The organism is Bacillus fungorum, assembly GCF_002746455.1.
GTDB classification, from domain to species: Bacteria; Bacillota; Bacilli; order Bacillales; family Bacillaceae_G; genus Bacillus_A; species Bacillus_A fungorum.
Genome location: NZ_NWUW01000006.1, coordinates 23,355 through 42,147, shown reverse-complemented (window position 1 = coordinate 42,147; position 18,793 = coordinate 23,355). Strand labels below are relative to the sequence as shown.

Genomic DNA, 18,793 nt, shown 5'->3' with positions numbered 1-18,793 from the left:
CTACGAAATTAGTCCGTATAAAAAAAGCACCATTTCGATTAAAAATGGTGCTTTTCCAAAAATTAATTTTGTTCAGTAGGGTTCGTTGTAACTTGCCATTCAATATTAAATTTATCTTTTACTTGTCCGTATGCTGGGCTCCAGAACGTTTCTTGAAGTGGCATAATAACTTCGCCACCTTCTTGTAACTTATCGAATACTTCTTTCGCTTTTTCTGCGTTATTAATTCGAATTGCGATTGTTACTTGAGACCCGATCGCATGCCCTTGACCTGGGAATGTATCAGAAATCATAAGTTCCGTATTACCAACTTTTAAATGAGCGTGTAAAACGCGCTCTTTTGCTTCAGCTGGAATCGGGTATTCTGGATTTTCAGGCATATCACCAAAAGTTTGCATGGCTTCTACTTTTGCATCTAACGCCTCTTTATAAAACTGTACAGCTTCTTGCCCACTACCATCTAAAACTAAGTACGGATTAATACCTAAAATCATACGGACACCTCTTTTTTTAGTTTATAAAATAGAACTTATGTTCGTTTTTATAATATCATATGCTTTACAGTTCTTTCAACTATTTTCGAAATTATTTTGAAGGCAGCTCCATCTCTTGTTTTCTAAGTTCAATACGGCGAATTTTTCCAGAAATCGTTTTTGGTAGTTCATCTACGAATTCAATTTTACGAGGGTATTTATATGGTGCAGTAAGTTCTTTGACGTGTTGTTGGAGTATTGGAATTAATGTTTCTTCGTTCCTTTCTATATTCTCTCTTAATACGATAAATGCCTTCACGACACTTCCGCGAATTTCATCAGGGCTTGCGACGACTGCGCACTCTCTTACGTAAGGATGTTTTACAAGCGCATCTTCTACTTCAAACGGCCCGATTGTATAACCAGAGCTAATAATAATATCATCGCCGCGTCCTTCAAACCAGAAATAGCCGTCTTCATCTTTCTTCGCTTTATCACCAGTAATATAATAATCACCGCGGAATTGCATAGCCGTACGTTCAGCATCTTTATAATATTGTTTAAAGAGTGCTGGTGTTTCAATATGAACTGCAATATCCCCAACTTCTCCTACCTGTACGGGAACTCCTTCTTCATTTACGATATCAACATGGTTGCCTGGCGTTGGTTTTCCCATTGATCCCGGTCTAATGTCCATCGCTTTCATCGTCCCAACAAGTAACGTATTTTCTGTTTGCCCATAACCATCTCTTACTGTAATATCAAAATGCTTTTGGAACGTTTCAATCACTTCCCTATTTAATGGTTCACCTGCCGATACAGCGCTATGTAACGCTTCTAAATTATACTCGTTTAAGCTTTCTACTTTAGCCATTAATCTATATTCAGTCGGCGTACAACAAAGCACATTGACTTTATTATCATCTAATAAATTTAAATACGTTTTCGGTTCAAACTTACCGTGATAGACAAATCCTGTTGCTCCTGATCCGAGAGTTGCTACAAATGGGCTCCAAATCCACTTTTGCCAGCCTGGACTAGCCGTTGCCCATACAACATCATTCTCTTCAATTCCGAGCCAATTTGGAGCGCTCGTACGTAAATGAGCGTATGCCCACGCATGCGTATGAACAACACCTTTTGGGTTTCCTGTCGTTCCTGACGTGTAAGATAAAAAGACCATATCTTCTTTATCTGTCTTCGCCATTTCTAACATGTCGCTTTCTGTTTCTAACGCTGTTTTTAAATTAATCCATCCATCTACTGACTGCTCGCTCAGGACGAATTTTTGAAGAGATTCCATCGCTTCTATATCATCAAATTGTCCAATGTACGGTTCATAACTTACAATCGCTTTTACTTCCCCATGTCCAATGCGATATTCGATATCTTTTTTGCGTAACATTTCCGAACTCGGAATTACAACAAATCCCGCTTTAATTGCAGCGATATACGTCATGTACGCCTCAATTAAGCGCGGCATCATAATGAGGAGCTTGTCCCCTTTTTGCAGACCACTCTTTATAAAAGCGTTTCCAATTTTGTTCGCACCTTGCATTAACTCAGCGTATGTAACTTCTCGTCGATTCCCTTTATCATCTTGCCAAACTAAAGCAAGCTTCTCTTTATCACCTGTATATTTCTCTATTTCAGAAACTAAATTATAAGACGGCGGTGCCAACAATTCTTCTCTCTTCATAAACATCCTCCTTTTTTTATGCCTCCCTTATATAATAAAGAATTTTCTGTCTATTTTGAACCCTCTTCTTTTGACAAATTTTTCAGTTCTGTCGAATTGGTAAATGAAATTATATGGACGGTTTTTCAAACATATCGAACACAACTTAGAATATATCAACGAAAAATTGAATATATCGACGTTTCGACAAATAGCGACACATCAAAAAAGAAAGAGCGGGAGAACCCGCTCTTTCTAAGCCATCGTATATGGGATTATTTTTGGTAACCGCCTAATTGTTGCTCAGCTAGTGAAACTAGACGTTTAGTGATTTCACCACCAACAGAACCGTTAGCGCGAGATGTTGCATCAGCTCCAAGTTGAACACCAAACTCTTGAGCGATTTCGTATTTCATTTGATCTAATGCTGCTTGAGCACCAGATACTGCTAATTTATTGTTGCTTGCCATGTTGTATCACCTCCTTGTGAGTATAGAGTGTGATAAACAACATGACTTCATACACGTTTCAGATATGGTAATTTATGGTTTAGAAAAGTTCTTCGAATTTTTCTTCTTCCGCCACTACTTCTACCGTTTGTAATACCATTGTTTCTTTGTTCGCTACAGCTTCATCAATTAATGGTGTGAAATCGTATTTCGCTTCAAAACGATTCGCTTTTTCACGCTTCGGCTTCGTCGCTGGGCTTGCTGGTGTGAATACTGTACAGCAATCTTCGTACGGACGAATTGAAATATCATATGTGCCGATTTCTTCAGCGATTTTAATAATTTCTAATTTATCCATCGTAATAAGTGGACGAATAACTGGATAGTTTGTTACTTCGTTAATCGTATGCATACTATCTAATGTTTGACTTGCTACTTGTCCAAGACTTTCACCAGTCGTGATTGCAAGTGCATTACGCTCCTCCGCAATACGCTCTGTAATACGCATCATCATACGGCGCATAACAGTCATTGAATAGCTAGATGGAATTTCTTTATTAATCGTTTTTTGCACTTCTGTAAATGGAACAAGGTGAAGTGTTACACGTTTACAGTACTTCGTTAGCTCTTGTGCTAAATCGATTACTTTTTGTTTTGCACGCTCGCTTGTGAAAGGTGGACTATGGAAGTGAACTGCTTCCACAGATACGCCGCGCTTCATCGTTAAGTACGCTGCTACTGGGCTATCAATCCCACCAGAAAGAAGTACCATTACTTTTCCGCCAACGCCAACTGGTAAACCGCCAGCTCCCATACGCTCATCGCACATAATGTAGCTATAACCGCTGCGAATTTCTACACGTACATTTACATCTGGATTATGAACATCTACAGTAATATCTTCTGTATTTTCTAGAATGTGTCCACCAATCTCAGGTAATAATTCCATCGTTCTCATTGGGAAATGCTTATAAGAACGGTGTACTGTAATTTTAAATGTTTTCACATCGCCTTTTACTTGTAAGAAAGCTGCTAATGCACCTTTTTTAATATCTTCTAATTCTGATGGTACTTTCATCGCTAAGTTAAACTTATGAATACCAAATACATCTTTCAATCTTTCAGAGATCGCTTCATGATCTTCACCATTTAATTGGATGTACATACGGTCATGTGTTGCATCGATTTTAATATTTGGGAATTTTTTCAGTTTGAACTTCACGTTATCTTTTAATGTGCTTACAAATTTAGAACGGTTCTTACCTTTAGTCGTCATCTCTCCATAACGAACTAAAATATATTCATATGTCATCATATTCCTTTACCTCATCACTTCATATAATTTTGGCATTGTTTCTTTCACAATACCTTCAAATTGTTTTACTTCTTCCATCGTATTTTCTGGTGCTAAACTAATGCGAATAGCACTTGCAGCTGCGGCATGCGGTACTCCCATTGACACTAACACTCTGCTCACTTCATTTGCTTTTGAAGAACAAGCAGACTTCGTCGATACATATACACCGTGTTCTTCTAAAGCATGAACGACTACTTCTGGTTTTAAACCAACAAATGATACATTTAAAATGTGCGGTGCTGCATATGCAAGCGACGTATTGATCGTTACGTCTTCCATTTCTTTAAAGAAACGAACAAGCTCTGCTTGTAAACTTTGCAAATGAGCTACCTTTTCTTTCACTTTTTCCATCGTCATGCGAAGTGCTTTCACCATCGCTACAATGCCAGGTAAGTTCTCTGTACCAGAGCGATATTTAAGCTCTTGTTGACCACCTGATAAAATTGGGTCTAACCTTACGCCATCACGTACATAAAGAAGACCCGTTCCTTTTACACTGTGGAATTTATGTCCAGATATTGAGCAAAGATCAATATGAGAAGCGTATAAATCAAGCGGTACTTTTCCTATCCCTTGTACATGGTCCACATGGAATCTTATTTTCGGATAGTTCGATAATAACGTTCCAATTTCAGCAACAGGCTGAATTGCTCCAGTCTCGTTGTTCACGTGAATAATTGACACAAGAATCGTATCTTCACGAAGTGCTCGTTTTACATCCTCTACCGATACAACACCATGCTCATTAACCGGTAAATATGTTACAGCAAAACCGAGATCTTCTAATTGTTTATATGCTTCAAACACAGACGCGTGTTCAATATTTGTTGTAATGATATGTTTACCGCGCGAACGATTCCTCATCGCTATCCCTTTAATTGCAAGGTTATTCCCTTCCGTTCCACCTGATGTAAAAATAATTTCAGAAGGTTTAACGTGAAGAAGCTGCGCTGCAATTGTTCTTGATTGTGTTAATAGACGCTCTGCCTCTCCTCCAAGCGAATGAATAGAAGAAGGATTCCCAAAATATTTCCCTGCAACCGTTACGTACGATTGAAGGGCTTCTGGATATGGCTTCGTCGTCGCACTATTATCAAAATAGATCATCATTCTTCCCCTTTCAGCGCTATCACATCATATAATCATATCATAAATACGTGTCATTACGCTAAGACTACTCAAAGGTTCCATTTTATCCCGATTGTGAAGGCTGACAATTAGTGAGGATGCCCTCCTGATTACAGTTTCACTTTATTTTAAAACGAATAACCTTACTGTATTCCGCTATTCATTATAGCAACATCGCTCTCAAAATTACACAAAAAAACAAACCCTTTATGAAAGGGTTTGTTCATTGTCTACATATTCAGCTATTTTTTGAACAACGCCAGGCTCAAGTTGCTCTAGTATAGAAGCCGCTTGTTCTAAAGCTGCATCGTATTGATATTCACGGAATAATTTCTCCGCATAATTTAAGCTTTCTGCAAGGTTCTCATCATGACTACGGTAACGATTACCGTATTGAATTAATTTTTCAACTAAATACGCTTGTCCAATTAACTCTTCTGTCATTTCAGCTACACCATTAACAGTTGTGTACGCTTCTTCTAAACTGCTATTTACAGCATTCATATTTAACGGCTTTACTTCTAATTGCTCATATACAGCTTGCATTGCCATTTGCCCTCTTTTTAAATCTTCCATAATACTTTCTGGAAGACCTGGCAAATTCGACTTTTGCATAAAACGTTTCGTTTCGAAAATAGTATTTCGCATTTCTTGTAACTTCTCACGCGCTTCAAATTCTTCTTTACGCATCGTTTGCAGCATTTCTTTATATTCTGCATGAAGCACTTTTAATGTTTCACATTGCTCATAAACCTCTTCTAGTTCCTCACGAATAATAGAGAAGGCAATATCTTGTTCCGCAACGCGTAATTGTAGCATTTCAAAACGTTTCGTTAAAATGTGCATTTGCTTTTCAATCACTTTTTGAGACTCAATATCCTTATCTTGTAACTGATAACTTTGTTTCACAAGTTGTGTTTCTGCTTTTGTTTCAATCGTTTCAGTGCGAATTTCTTCTAAGTCTTCATAAACAGAAAGTGTTTTTTGCTCCACATAATGTCTCGCATGTACTTCTTGTTCCAGTTGATCATAGAAGCCATCTAAACGTGTTTTTAAGTTTTCTACTTTTTCAGCCGCTTCCGTTATATGAAGCTCCTGTATATCCATTAAACATGTTTGTAGTTGTTTCGTCATATCGCGAACTTCTTTAGGGATTTCCAAATACTCTAATACATAACCTTGTCTTACCATATCATTATGTCCATATAATAAATCTTCCAGCTGAACTGGTAACGTCGCTTGACACTCTACCAATAAATCTGGAATTTGGTGAATAATGATTTCTAAACCTGCTAAACCTTCTTCTAAACTAATAACAATTTCTCTCGCTTTTAAATAGTCACCATTATCTGTTGCTTCTTCAAAGCTTTTAAATTTCTCAGATTCAGCGTCTAGCATCTCTTCGATTTTCTGCTCTGCTGCTCCATACATATGTCTATGAGCAAGAACACTCTTCTTCATACTACGATATGTATCACGTAACCCTTCAATTTCCGAGCTATTTTTTTCATGGCTTTCTAACAATTGCTGTAATTCATTTAAAATATCTGTAATACGATTATCAGCGTCATCTAAACCACTTATGGATTCATTCATCGCATGCTTTGCTTTTCGGAAGGAGAATTGCGAGGCGAATTTTCGCGCTTGCGCTAAATCTTTGTCAGCTTTCGGAAGGGTTGTTGATACAATTTCATCCCATTCTTCGCGCCATTTACCAAACAGTTCTTCTGTTTGACCCGTCATATTTAAGTCTTTTACCCGTTTTAGTTCATCTGCCACAGGTTTATCTTTTATCTCTTGTTTCCACTGCTCAAGTGCTTCGATATCTTTATATGAACGATTTCTTATCACAAGCTCTATCATGAGCAGCACTAGAATAGAGCTTACTACAATGATAACGATCGTCAGGATAGAATCCATGCAAAAAAGCCTCCTAGTTATATCTCTTTTTTTGTCCGTTCCGTTTATGAAATGGAAGGCATTATGTATAAAAAGGGAATTCCCCTATATTTAACAACTAACAATGTACTAATCATACCATGTAATGGCTTGTTTTTGACCTAGTTTTTTTTAAAATTTCATGTTTCTTTCAATGCAATTGTAATCTTTCTCAATATTCCGTTTTGGTTATCTCTCATCATCAAATGAATGCAATAAAGTGAAACTTTAATCAGTGGGGGTTTTGTTCATCCCCACTGATTATCAGCCCTCACCAATCGGGCTTTTACGGGCAGCCCGACCCCCACCTAACTTCTTTGCATTCGCTGAATTTTAAGGTGGGGGTCTTACTGTCAGGCAAATAGCGGGATAGAGGGCCTTCTTCCCTATGAGATGCGAAATAAATTTTGCGCACAAGTGATGGTTCAATAGAAATCGCATGCACATTTCCTTGCTTTACCGCTTGCTCTACTGACATTTCTGGAAGTAACGTGATACCAAGCCCCGCTCCGACCATCGCAAGCATCGGTTCTGCATAAGAAGTTTCAAATGCAATGATTGGTTTCGCCCCTATCCCTTGAAACATATTCGTAATCATTTTCCTTACATCACAGATTTCTGGATATACGATTAACTTTTCATTTTGCAAATCTTCCATTTGGATTACTGTTTTCTCTTTATAAAGATGATCATTTGAAACGACACAAACAATTTTTTCTTCTCGTATTTCTTTTATACACGTAGTGCCTTCTACTACTGAATCTATGAACATCGCTTCAATCTTCCGTTCTTTAAAGAGTCCCATTAGTACTTTCGTATGCTCAATTTTCCATTCTACTTCGAACCCATCACCTAATATATCTTTACATTTTGATATATAATGCGCTGCTAAGCTTGGTAATATGCCTATAGAAATTTTCTGCTTCTCTTGAAATTTCTTCATTTCGGCTTTCACTTCATGTATGTGTTCCAAAATCGGTAACATTCTTGTTATAAATAACTCTCCAGCCTCTGTTAGCTCCACCCCTTGCGCTGAACGCTTGAGTAAAGTAGCCTCTAAATCTGCCTCTAACCTTTGAATTTGCTTACTAAGCGCCGGTTGAGAAATATGTAGAAGCTTACTTGCCTTTGATAAACTTCGCGTATTCTTTACTTCCATAAACGATCGTACTGCCTCTAAATCCACCGTACACACCTCTAACAAAAAGTTATAACTGTCATAAAAAATCGATATTTCCTTTTATAAACAATTACTCTTTATACTTATTTCATCAACTTACTATAACGAAATGTAAAGGGGAAAGATACTCTTGAACAAAAAACAAATGCTACTTGGATCCCTCCTATGCTTACTTGCCGTCACTGCTTGGGGATTTATGTTTCCTGTCATGGCAAGTGCCCTGCAGTTTATCGATCCGTTCTTCTTCACAACTATCCGATACGGATCAGCAGCTATTATTTTTCTTATTTTGCTATTCATTACTGAAGGAAAAACTTCGCTCCGCTTAGAAAAAAGAACATTTTCTTTATTCTTTTACGGAACAGTCGGTTTTGCTGGATATGGTTTTCTCGTTTTTTACGGCCAACAACTTGCCGGACCTGCTGGAGCCATCCATGCTGCAATGATTCAGTCTCTTATGCCACTCATCGCTTTATTATTGCAGTGGATAACCAAAAACAAACGCCCACAAAACTACACATTCCTTTGTATGTTCGGTGCATTGTTCGGTGTTATGCTTGTCATTTCAAAAGGAAATATTTACTTATTATTTGGAGCTGCCAGTCACCTCTCAACAAATATACTTATGCTATGCGGCGTTACTTGCTGGGTCATTTACACGAATGGCGGTGCTCGTTTTCAATCTTGGTCACCACTTCGATATACGACGTTAACTTGTTTATTCGGCTCAATTTCACTCATCGTTATTGTCATTTTCTTCACTTACACAAACGTCGTTACTGTACCGTCACTACGTACAATTATGAACGTTCGTTTTGAACTCTTGTATATGTCGATTATTGCAGGTGTTATCGCTGTATTTTGCTGGAACACAGGAAATCGCTATATTTCATCTATTAACGGCATATTATTTATGAATTTAGTTCCTGTACTTGCACTTATGGGTTCCATCTTTCGAGATTATACAGTCGACAAAATTGAAATTACCGGAGCCTCATTAACAATTATCGCGCTATTATGCAACAATGTATGGCAAAGAAAAGAAAACATAAAAATCCCCACCTCAGTCCGTTAGGTGGGGATTTTTCACATATGAACAGCTCTTGGCCATTCCTGATACATATTCGTTTTACATAATGCTTGTTCCATCCAGTGCTCAATTTCTTTCGTGTACATTTCTAAGAAAAATGTCTCAGATGGAAAAGAATGCAGCACTTCTGATATATATTGCGGATATAAAAACGGCATATTTATCATGCCTTTTAATTGCGTCATAAACATTGTAAAAGATACCTTCTTAAACTCTTGTTTCATTTTGCCTTGCTTTATGATTTGCTCTATATAATATCTTTCTTTAGAAAAATAAACGGTCATCACTTCACGAATTAATGTCGTATCAAGCGAAAGCTCTCGGTAAAAGAAACGTGTCAGTTCTCTATTATCAAATTGATATCGTAAAATCCCGCGCACCATTTGCACCATCACATCTTTAGCTGGCAAATACTCTCTCTGTTCAAAGGACGTTTCAATCACATGAATATACCCTTCTAAAAAATCAGTAATAAGCTGTTCTAATAGGCCTTGCTTTCCAGCAAAATAATATGAAATATTCGCTACATTCACATCCGCTCGCTTTGCAATGTCTCGCACCGACGTTCCATCATAACCTTTCGTGTAAAACAATGATATTGCCGCATCAATTACTTTTTGTTTCGTCTGCTTCATGCGCTCACTCCCTCTCACTGAACAGCTATAGTTTAAATTTCTTGACTTTTAAGACAAATTCCTTTAATTTTCTATCGACAAAGTCATGTGAAATACATCGTATTTTGCTAATGTTTTACACATCTCGATAAAAAGGGAGTTGTTTCTATGTTTACTAAAGAAAGTTATGCAGGTTCTCGTGAAGAGCAATATGAGACAGTAATTAAACAACTGGATGCATTATTAACTGGCGAATCAAACGTAGTCGCAAACTTATCAAATGCGTCCGCATTATTAAACCAATTTTTAGATCGTGTGAATTGGGTGGGCTTTTACGTAACAGAAGGAAATCAGCTTGTTCTTGGACCATTCCAAGGAATGCCTGCTTGCGTGCGCATTCCATTTGGACGAGGCGTTTGCGGCGTTGCAGCTGAAACAAAAACAACACAGCTTGTAGCAGACGTTCACCAATTCCCAGGACACATCGCTTGCGACAGTGCTTCGAATTCAGAAATCGTCGTACCGATTATAAAAGATGGGAATGTCATTGGTGTACTTGATATTGATAGTCCTGAAAAAAATCGTTTTGACGAAGTAGATCAGCGTTATTTAGAAAAATTTGTGGAAACACTCCTAAAACATATGTAACAAAAAAGAGCTAGTTATCGATTAAGTACATCACGTACGAAACCGATAGCTAGCTCTTTTTTTATTGATTACTAACAGTAGATATTTTCTTTAATGCCTGCTCTAAATCAGAAACGATATCCTCCCACGATTCTAAACCGACAGATAAACGTATTAAATTATCATAAATGCCCATTTCTTGTCTTAACTTAGCTGGAATCGCAGCGTGCGTCATCGTTGCCGGATGCTGAATTAACGTTTCTGTATCTCCTAAACTTACCGCAATTGTAATAAAGTGAAGGTCATTGATAAACGCTTGCGTCTCTTCTTTCCCGCCTTTTACCGAAAAAGAAATCACACCGCCGCCCCGTTTCATTTGGCAAGATGCTAGCTCCCCTTCTGGATACCAAACACCTTCTACCGCATCGGGCGAATTTTTTCAGCTAACGCTTTCGTTTTACAAATCGTTACACCCGCTACAACATCGCCATGACCGCCAATATATTTTGTTGCACTATGCACAACAGCGTCACAACCAAGCTCAAGCGGCCTTTGCAAATAAGGTGAACAAAACGTATTATCAACGATGACAAGTAAACCATTTCGCTTCGCAACCCCGATAACTTGTTTTAAATCAATTAATTTCATCGTTGGGTTAATCGGTGTTTCAACGAAAATAAGCTTTGTATTTTGGCGAATTTTATTTTCAATATCAGCCTCTGTCTCCATATCACAAAACGAATGCGTAATCATAAATTTTTCTTCTAACACTTCTAAAAAGCCGTACGTGCATCCGTATAATCCATTTGAACAAATAATATGATCTCCAGCTTTTAGAAAACCAATTAAAGTTGCTGAAATAGCTGCCATACCCGATCCGAAAGCAAGCGCTTCTTCTCCTCCTTCCAACACCGCCATACGTTCTTCAAATAATTTTACAGTCGGATTTCCGAGCCTTGAGTAAATATAAGACAGATCTACTCCCGCAAAACTCGCCTCTCCTTGCTGCGCAGTCTCAAATGTAAATGTAGACGTTTGAAATAACGGTGGTGTTAAACTTCCTTTATGTTCCTCAGGTGTATAACCGTGATGAATTAACGCTGTCTCCATATGCTTCTTTTTCATAAAAACATCCCCCTTATGTTTTTATTGCCGCATATTCATCCATAAAAATTTGATGAATGTTTTACTTCATTTTATGTAAGCGTTTCATTTGTGTTTCTATCTCTTCTTTTATATCGTTTTAAATTCCTTCTTGTTCATTTCCAAAATTTATATGCATAAAACAAAAACGTACTCGCTTGACGAAACTCTGGGTAAAAGATATAATAGCGTTTGTGTAAAATAAAAAGGCAGCCTTGTAATGTGAGTTTATCGTTTGTATTTTGTTCCTCTACGGAGGTGTATCTCGTAACTCCCTGCTGCTGGAGCGAAGGTACATGAAAACAAAATGCCCGTAAATATCGATTACGTCTGTTTTTATTTTACGTAAATAAAAACATTTTTAAAGGAGGAGTCAACTATGGCTCGTTATACAGGTCCAGCTTGGAAACTGTCTCGTCGTCTTGGAATCTCTCTAAGCGGCACAGGAAAAGAATTAGAAAAACGCCCTTACGCACCAGGTCCTCACGGTCCTAACCAACGTAAGAAACTTTCAGAATACGGTTTACAATTACAAGAGAAACAAAAACTTCGTCACATGTACGGCATGACTGAGCGTCAATTCCGTCGCACATTTGACCAAGCAGGTAAAATGCCTGGTAAGCACGGCGAAAACTTCATGATCCTTCTTGAAGCTCGTCTTGACAACTTAGTTTACCGTATGGGCTTAGCTCGCACTCGTCGTGCAGCTCGCCAATTAGTAAACCACGGTCACATCATGGTTGATGGCGCTCGCGTAGATATCCCATCTTACCGTGTAAAACCTGGTCAAACTATCAGCGTTCGCGAAAAATCTAACAACCTTGTTGTTGTTAAAGAAGCGATCGAAGTTAACAACTTCGTACCAGAATACTTAACTTTCGATGCTGATAAATTAGAAGCTACTTACACTCGTCACGCTGAGCGTTCTGAGTTAGCAGCTGAAATCAACGAAGCATTAATCGTAGAGTTCTACTCTCGTTAATGACAAAAAGCCAATCCTGTGGATTGGCTTTTTTCGTTTATATAAAATAAAATTATTTATTTTCCTCTTTCTGAACATATACATAAGCATCTTTCTGCTCTTTATGTATATCCACCTTCGAATTCTCTGCAAGCTGACCCGCATTTAGCAAAGAAAAAATAATGAGCGCTTCTAGTGACATTTTGTTTTACCACTCCTTTCTAGTTGTTATACATTTATCATACCGCTTACATGTGATTTCCGTATGAACTCGAAAAGGAGATTACAACAAAAAGGTTACAAGTATATGAATGCACGCTATAATAACCATAAAATAGGAGGTGGATTCTTTTTGACAATAAACCAAATGGTTCAACTCGGAAGTTCATTTATGCTATTTATTACTTCAGCACTGATAAGTTGGTATCAGGGGAGTAATTTAATAGATTATCCTGATGAATGGAAATATAGCGCTAAGTTTACGAATTACTTTAAAGGCACCGTTTCAAATTACCAAGATATTTATCAAATCGATTTCTTTATATATGCAGCAAAATTTTATCCAACGGCATTTATCGTTATGCTCATTAGCTTACTTTATATGCTCATATTAATTCTTTATATTCTATTTAAAAGAAAAGATCCGGCGATTTAAATCCATACATAAAAACCCCGAATCATAAACTTTTCAGCCTATAATTCGGGGTACTATTTGTTTATATTCGTTCCTGATTAGTAACGAATTAAGAAATATTTCTTTTTACCGCGGCGAATGATTGTGAATTTACCTTCAATGCGGTCGTTTTCTGTTACAACGTAGTCTAATGCTTGTGTACGCTCACCGTTTACGTAGATTGCACCATTCGTTACATCTTCACGTGCTTGACGTTTTGATGGAGAGATTTTGCTTTCTACAAGTAAGTCGATTAATACTGTATCTTCTGCAGTACGTTCTACAGATGGTACGTCTTTGAATCCTTGCTCGATTTCGCTTGCAGTCAGTTCTGCTACAGAACCGCTAAATAATGCAGCTGAAATTTTAATCGCTTGCTCTAATGCTTCTTCGCCGTGAACAAGTTTTGTCATTTCCGCACCTAATGCTTTTTGTGCTGCACGTTTTTCTGGTGCTTCAGCTACTTGTTTCTCAAGCTCAAGAATTTCTTCATGAGATAAGAATGTGAAGTATTTTAAGTATTTAACAACATCACGGTCATCTGTGTTAATCCAGAATTGGTAGAACTCGTAAGGAGTTGTTTTCTCTGGGTCTAACCAAATTGCGCCGCCTTCTGTTTTACCAAACTTCGTACCGTCAGATTTAGTAACTAGCGGAATTGTTAAACCGAATGCTTTCGCATCTTCTTCTGATTTACGGATTAATTCAAGACCAGCTGTAATGTTACCCCATTGGTCACTACCACCGATTTGTAGGCGGCAATTATGGTGTTGGTATAAGTTTAAAAAGTCGTATGATTGTAAAATCATGTAACTAAACTCAGTAAATGAAATACCAGTCTCTAAACGAGATGCGACTGTATCTTTCGCTAACATATAGTTTAAACCGAAGTTTTTACCGATATCGCGTAAGAATGAAATGACGTCTAAGTTACCAAGCCAGTCATAGTTGTTAGCCATTGTTGCTGGGTTGTCCACGTTTTCGAACTCTAAGAAGTTTGAAAGTTGGTTTTTAATGCTTTCTGTGTAGTAAGCAACTGTATCTTTCGTATTTAATGTACGCTCTGCTTTTTTACCACTTGGGTCACCGATCATACCAGTACCACCGCCAACAAGTGCGATTGGTTGGTGACCAGCTAATTGGAAACGACGTAACATTAATACTGGTAACATATGACCGATGTGTAAGCTATCCGCTGTTGGGTCGAAACCACAGTATAATTTAACGCTTTCTTTTTCTAATAATTGCTCAAGGCCCTCAGCATCTGTTTGCTGATTAATTAGACCGCGAAATTCAAGATCTTGTAAAATACCCATATCCTACATACTCTCCTTTAAGTTCATTACTGGCGTGAAGGTTAAAAACATAAAAAAATCGCCCCTTCAAATAAGGGACGATTTTAATTATCGCGTTACCACCCTAGTTGCAGACCAAAAAAGCCTACCACCTTATTTACATAACGGCTTAGCACCGTCTCTTCCCTTTTGAATACAATTCAATCGAAAAAAGATGCTCTAGGGGCGTAATTCGCGATCATCTATGTGCTGATTTCCACCGACCATCAGCTCTCTAAAACAGGGAAATGATCACTACTTCTCCCTTTCCACGCTCAATTATTCATATACTTTTCTTTATACCATCATTTATATAGGCGTGTCAAATAGAGGCCTGGTTTCTCTTCTTACCAACCCTTTACAACGCCATAAAGAGTATCGTAATAAGAGAAAGAATTGGAACCCCAACTAATAATGATACATGAAACACAACCGATAAATCATTCCCAATCGTCGCCTCCACAGGATCTTTCGCCGGAGAACCAAGAAATCCGATTAATCGATCGAAGCGACTTACCGTTTTTGGAAATTCTGGTATTTCTACATGATCACTATCTAAATGCTGTTGTAATTTATATTCATTCTTAAAGGGATTTTCGCTCAATTTCATCCACCTCCAGCAATTGTTTCAATTTCTTTATTCCGTTATGAAGTCTCGATTTCACCGTTCCAATCGGAATGTTTAATATCTCTGCAATTTCTTTTTGCTGCATGTCATGATAATAAGAAAGGATTAGGACCGCTCTTTGCTCTTCTGGAACTTTCAAAATTGCTTCTCTTACTGTGAGCCGATCTTCGTGAGAAAATTCTTTTTCCGGAATCGGCACTAAAAATGGCAAAAGCGTACGCCACTTTTTTCTCCTATTTAATTTATTAATCATAAGACGATAACCGATTTGAAATAAATACGTTTTTATTCTACCTTTTTCAGGTTCATACATATGTTTCTTACGCTCTAGCGTCAAAAACGTATCTTGCACAAGGTCGATACTTAATTGCTCATCTCGGTTAAATCGATACAAAAATGTATATAGCGCTGGTTTGATTAAAACATATAGTCTTTCTCCAGCCTGTTTATCTCCACTTTGATACGCAAGCATGAGCTCTTCCTCAATCCCAATCTGCGCCATGATTTTTGATCTCCTTTATTCCTTTTAACGTTAATGAAATACGGGAAATTAAATATGCAATTGCAATAAAAACCCACAATTGTGATTGATTTGTAAAAAATTGAACATATGGATTTTGAATTGTAAATCCCATTGGAACTAAAAAAATTAAAACTTGCACACATATGCATGCATACAATGCAAGACAAACAGAAATCGTATCAAATACATTCCAGCGAAAATACACTTTTGTTTTTGTAAAATCGATTTTATTCCCTTTTTTTCGTACTATATGTTTTCTATCAAACGGAATAATGATTGAAAACATAACACTCATTATAACTCCAGCTGTAAGCATTGATACTCTATATCCAATTGGTATCGGTAAGAAAAGACCACAAGAAAATACAACTATAGCTCCAATTAAAGCAAAAGTAAGAAGTAATTTATTAGACATATAAAAGCCTCCCTCATCTATTCTTTCATAAATGTATACAGACGAGGAAGGCACTTCGTTCAAATATTATTTTAGTTTTTTTATAATCTTTGCAGGATTCCCGCCAACTACTACATTATTAGGCACATCTTTCGTTACAACGGCGCCAGATGCGATCACCGCATTGTCTCCAATTATTACACCTGGATTAATAATTGCTCTTCCGCCAATCCATACGTTATCGCCAATTGTAACTGGTTTTCCGTATTCTGATCCGCTTATGCGCTCTACTGGATCAAGTGGGTGTGTTGCTGTATAAATGTGAACACCTGGAGCTAACATACAGTTCACTCCGATTGTTACCGGGCATACGTCTAAAATCGTACAATCAAAGTTCGCGTAAAAATTTTCACCGACATGAATGTTATAGCCGTAATCACATCTAAAAGAAGATTCAAGATGAATATTATCTCCTGTCGTTCCAAATAATTCTTTTACGATTTCGCTACGCTCTTTCAATTGCTCTTCTGGCGTATCATTTAATTTTCTCGTTAATATACGCGCTTTCTCTCTCTCTTGTACTAAAACTGGATCAGCCGGTATGTACATTTCTCCTAGTACCATCTTTTCTTTTTCTGTTTTCATCATACTATCCCCTTTAACTTATATATATAAGTTAAAGATATCATAAAAAAGAAAGGTCTGAACATTTTTCGTTCAGACCTTTCTCTCTTAATCTTCCATCGTTGATAAGTCACCTGTTGGTAAGTTTAACTCCCACGCTTTTAATACGCGGCGCATAATTTTACCACTTCTCGTTTTCGGTAATTTATCTCTAAATTCAATTTGTCTTGGCGCTGCATGAGCTGCTAGACCTTTCTTTACAAATTGACGAATTTCTTCTTTTAATTCTTCAGATGGTTCGTATCCTGCTCGAAGCGCGATAAATGCTTTAATAATTTCGCCGCGCACCGGATCAGGAATACCAATTACACCAGCTTCTGCAACAGCAGCATGCTCGATTAATTTACTTTCTACTTCAAACGGACCAACGCGCTCACCTGACGTCATAATTACATCGTCAATACGTCCTTGGAACCAGAAGTATCCATCCTCGTCCATATAGGCAGAGTCACCTGATACGTACCAATTGCCCGGCATAAAGTAAGACTCATACTTTTGCTTGTTATTCCAGATCCCGCGCATCATAGCTGGCCAACCTTTACCAATTGCTAAGTTACCCATTGTGTATGGAGGCACTTCATTTCCTTCGTTATCAACAATCGCTGCTTTCACACCTGGAATTGGTTTGCCCATTGAACCTGGACGGATTTCCATACAAGGGTAGTTACAAATAACTTGTCCACCTGTTTCTGTCATCCACCACGTATCATGAATACGAAGTCCAAATGCGTTCATACCCCAGCGAATTACTTCTGGATTTAACGGTTCACCAACGCTTAACACGTGGCGCACTTGCGATAAATCATATTTTTTAATTGCATCTTGTCCAGCACCCATTAACATACGAAATGCTGTTGGTGCGCTGTACCAAACTGTTACACCGTAATCTTGCAGTGCTTCATACCAAGCTTCTGGACTAAATCGTCCGCCTAAAATAACATTTGATGCTCCGACTAACCACGGTGCGAAAATACCATAAGCTGTTCCAGTTACCCAGCCTGGGTCAGCTGTACACCAATATACATCGTCTTCTTTTAAATCTAATACCCATTTCGCCGTTTGATAGTGCTGCACCATTGCGTTTTGCGCATGAAGCACACCTTTTGGCTTACCAGTAGAACCAGATGTGTAATGTAGAATTAAACCGTCTTCACGGCCTAACCATTCGATATGTAATTCTTTTGAAGCTTGTTCAAATAAAGGATTGAACGCTACCGTTTTACCGCCTTCTTCTACATGATCTCCAACAAGGAAGACTGTCTTTAAAGCTGGTAAATCATTTAATGGTACACGCTCTAACAATTCAGGCGTTGTAATTAACACCTTCGCTTCGCTATCTTCTAAACGATCGCGAACTGCGCCTTCCATAAATGCTTCAAATAACGGACCAACAATTGCTCCTAATTTCACTGCACCTAAAAGTGCGAAATATAACTCTGGAGAGCGTGGCATAAAAATAAAAACGCGATCGCCTTTTTCTACATCGCCATAATTTTTCAGGACGTTTCCTGCTTTATTAGAAAAATCCTTCATTTCCTTAAATGTATACTTCTCTTTTCGCGATCCATCTTGATAATAAAGAGCTACTTTATTTTTTCGATCAGATTTCGCATGCTTATCAATTGCTTCATACGCCATATTTACTCGGCCTGTTTCATTCCAAGTAAAGTTTTTATTAACCTCTTCCCAGTTAAAATTCGCGTATGCCTCATCATAATTCGGCAAATTATTTTCTCCTTTAATGACAGGAAGCGTTTCTACTTTCATACTTTACATCCCCCTCCTATGTATTCTATTATCTATTATAATAACATTATTTAAAATTTTCAGTATATTTGTTGGTTTTTAGACAAATTTTTAATGACAAAATTCGATTCACATCGCATATATTATAAAGTACGATATGAATAGATTCACAA

18 protein-coding genes, 2 pseudogenes and 1 other annotated feature are annotated in these 18,793 nt (G+C 37.7%); of the genes and pseudogenes, 4 read left to right on the top strand and 16 right to left on the bottom strand.

What is annotated here, in order from left to right:
• Window positions 1-62: 62 nt before the first annotated feature.
• The 7 genes and pseudogenes from CO726_RS10470 to CO726_RS10435 form a co-directional block, all read right to left on the bottom strand.
• Window positions 63-494, bottom strand: a complete 432-nt coding sequence (locus CO726_RS10470) for a VOC family protein (RefSeq protein WP_099684207.1) — start codon at window positions 492-494, stop codon at window positions 63-65.
• Window positions 495-585: 91 nt separating this feature from the next.
• Entirely contained in the window at window positions 586-2,172 is a 1,587-nt protein-coding gene (mbcS, locus tag CO726_RS10465) for an acyl-CoA synthetase MbcS (RefSeq protein ID WP_099684206.1), read from the bottom strand.
• A gap of 254 nt (window positions 2,173-2,426) precedes the next feature.
• Entirely contained in the window at window positions 2,427-2,621 is a 195-nt protein-coding gene (locus CO726_RS10455) for an alpha/beta-type small acid-soluble spore protein (protein ID WP_099684204.1), read from the bottom strand.
• A gap of 79 nt (window positions 2,622-2,700) precedes the next feature.
• Window positions 2,701-3,915, bottom strand: coding sequence for a tRNA uracil 4-sulfurtransferase ThiI (gene thiI / locus CO726_RS10450; protein ID WP_048531737.1), 1,215 nt, complete (start codon window positions 3,913-3,915; stop codon window positions 2,701-2,703).
• A gap of 6 nt (window positions 3,916-3,921) precedes the next feature.
• Entirely contained in the window at window positions 3,922-5,064 is a 1,143-nt protein-coding gene (locus CO726_RS10445; protein WP_099684203.1) for a cysteine desulfurase family protein, read from the bottom strand.
• Between the two features lie 228 nt (window positions 5,065-5,292).
• The gene (gene ezrA, locus CO726_RS10440) at window positions 5,293-7,005 is read right to left on the bottom strand and encodes a septation ring formation regulator EzrA (protein WP_098760176.1); all 1,713 of its coding nucleotides are present in this window, start codon (window positions 7,003-7,005) and stop codon (window positions 5,293-5,295) included.
• A 364-nt stretch (window positions 7,006-7,369) separates the two neighbouring features.
• A pseudogene (locus tag CO726_RS10435) lies at window positions 7,370-8,209 on the bottom strand (LysR family transcriptional regulator); the annotation flags it as partial.
• A gap of 124 nt (window positions 8,210-8,333) precedes the next feature.
• Here CO726_RS10435 and CO726_RS10430 point away from each other — a divergent pair.
• Window positions 8,334-9,278, top strand: a complete 945-nt coding sequence (locus CO726_RS10430; protein WP_099684202.1) for a DMT family transporter — start codon at window positions 8,334-8,336, stop codon at window positions 9,276-9,278.
• A gap of 11 nt (window positions 9,279-9,289) precedes the next feature.
• Here CO726_RS10430 and refZ read toward each other — a convergent pair whose 3' ends face one another.
• Window positions 9,290-9,928, bottom strand: a complete 639-nt coding sequence (gene refZ, locus CO726_RS10425; RefSeq protein ID WP_098760178.1) for a forespore capture DNA-binding protein RefZ — start codon at window positions 9,926-9,928, stop codon at window positions 9,290-9,292.
• A 147-nt stretch (window positions 9,929-10,075) separates the two neighbouring features.
• On the opposite strand from refZ, the gene CO726_RS10420 reads away from it, so the two are divergent.
• A complete protein-coding gene (locus tag CO726_RS10420; protein ID WP_099684201.1) occupies window positions 10,076-10,555 on the top strand; it encodes a GAF domain-containing protein in 480 nt (159 codons plus the stop codon).
• A 61-nt stretch (window positions 10,556-10,616) separates the two neighbouring features.
• Here the strand turns inward: CO726_RS10420 and CO726_RS32400 are convergent.
• A pseudogene (locus tag CO726_RS32400) lies at window positions 10,617-11,659 on the bottom strand (aminotransferase class I/II-fold pyridoxal phosphate-dependent enzyme).
• 397 nt (window positions 11,660-12,056) lie between these two features.
• Here CO726_RS32400 and rpsD point away from each other — a divergent pair.
• Complete coding sequence (gene rpsD / locus CO726_RS10405; protein ID WP_001970982.1) at window positions 12,057-12,659, top strand: 30S ribosomal protein S4; 603 nt, start codon at window positions 12,057-12,059, stop codon at window positions 12,657-12,659.
• Window positions 12,660-12,711: 52 nt separating this feature from the next.
• Here rpsD and CO726_RS10400 read toward each other — a convergent pair whose 3' ends face one another.
• On the bottom strand, window positions 12,712-12,840 hold the full coding sequence (locus tag CO726_RS10400; protein WP_000050940.1) for a hypothetical protein: 129 nt from the start codon (window positions 12,838-12,840) through the stop codon (window positions 12,712-12,714).
• 105 nt (window positions 12,841-12,945) lie between these two features.
• Between CO726_RS10400 and CO726_RS10395 the strand changes: the two genes are divergently transcribed.
• Window positions 12,946-13,293: a YjdJ family protein gene (locus CO726_RS10395; protein WP_136699531.1), complete on the top strand. Its 348-nt coding sequence runs from the start codon at window positions 12,946-12,948 to the stop codon at window positions 13,291-13,293.
• Window positions 13,294-13,370: 77 nt separating this feature from the next.
• Here the strand turns inward: CO726_RS10395 and tyrS are convergent, their stop codons facing one another.
• The 6 genes from tyrS to acsA all read right to left on the bottom strand — a co-directional run bounded on the left by tyrS (window position 13,371) and on the right by acsA (window position 18,641).
• On the bottom strand, window positions 13,371-14,627 hold the full coding sequence (tyrS, locus tag CO726_RS10390) for a tyrosine--tRNA ligase (RefSeq protein WP_001994474.1): 1,257 nt from the start codon (window positions 14,625-14,627) through the stop codon (window positions 13,371-13,373).
• A gap of 70 nt (window positions 14,628-14,697) precedes the next feature.
• Window positions 14,698-14,926 (bottom strand) — a binding site (T-box leader).
• A 77-nt stretch (window positions 14,927-15,003) separates the two neighbouring features.
• A complete protein-coding gene (locus CO726_RS10385; protein ID WP_099684199.1) occupies window positions 15,004-15,249 on the bottom strand; it encodes a hypothetical protein in 246 nt (81 codons plus the stop codon).
• Window positions 15,230-15,775: an RNA polymerase sigma factor gene (locus CO726_RS10380; RefSeq protein WP_099684198.1), complete on the bottom strand. Its 546-nt coding sequence runs from the start codon at window positions 15,773-15,775 to the stop codon at window positions 15,230-15,232. Before CO726_RS10380 ends, CO726_RS10385 begins: the two co-directional genes overlap by 20 nt.
• The gene (locus CO726_RS10375) at window positions 15,756-16,211 is read right to left on the bottom strand and encodes a hypothetical protein (protein ID WP_099684197.1); all 456 of its coding nucleotides are present in this window, start codon (window positions 16,209-16,211) and stop codon (window positions 15,756-15,758) included. Before CO726_RS10375 ends, CO726_RS10380 begins: the two co-directional genes overlap by 20 nt.
• 66 nt (window positions 16,212-16,277) lie before the next feature.
• Window positions 16,278-16,838: a maltose acetyltransferase domain-containing protein gene (locus CO726_RS10370; protein ID WP_099684196.1), complete on the bottom strand. Its 561-nt coding sequence runs from the start codon at window positions 16,836-16,838 to the stop codon at window positions 16,278-16,280.
• An 84-nt stretch (window positions 16,839-16,922) separates the two neighbouring features.
• Entirely contained in the window at window positions 16,923-18,641 is a 1,719-nt protein-coding gene (gene acsA / locus CO726_RS10365) for an acetate--CoA ligase (RefSeq protein WP_099684195.1), read from the bottom strand.
• Window positions 18,642-18,793 lie beyond the last annotated feature (152 nt).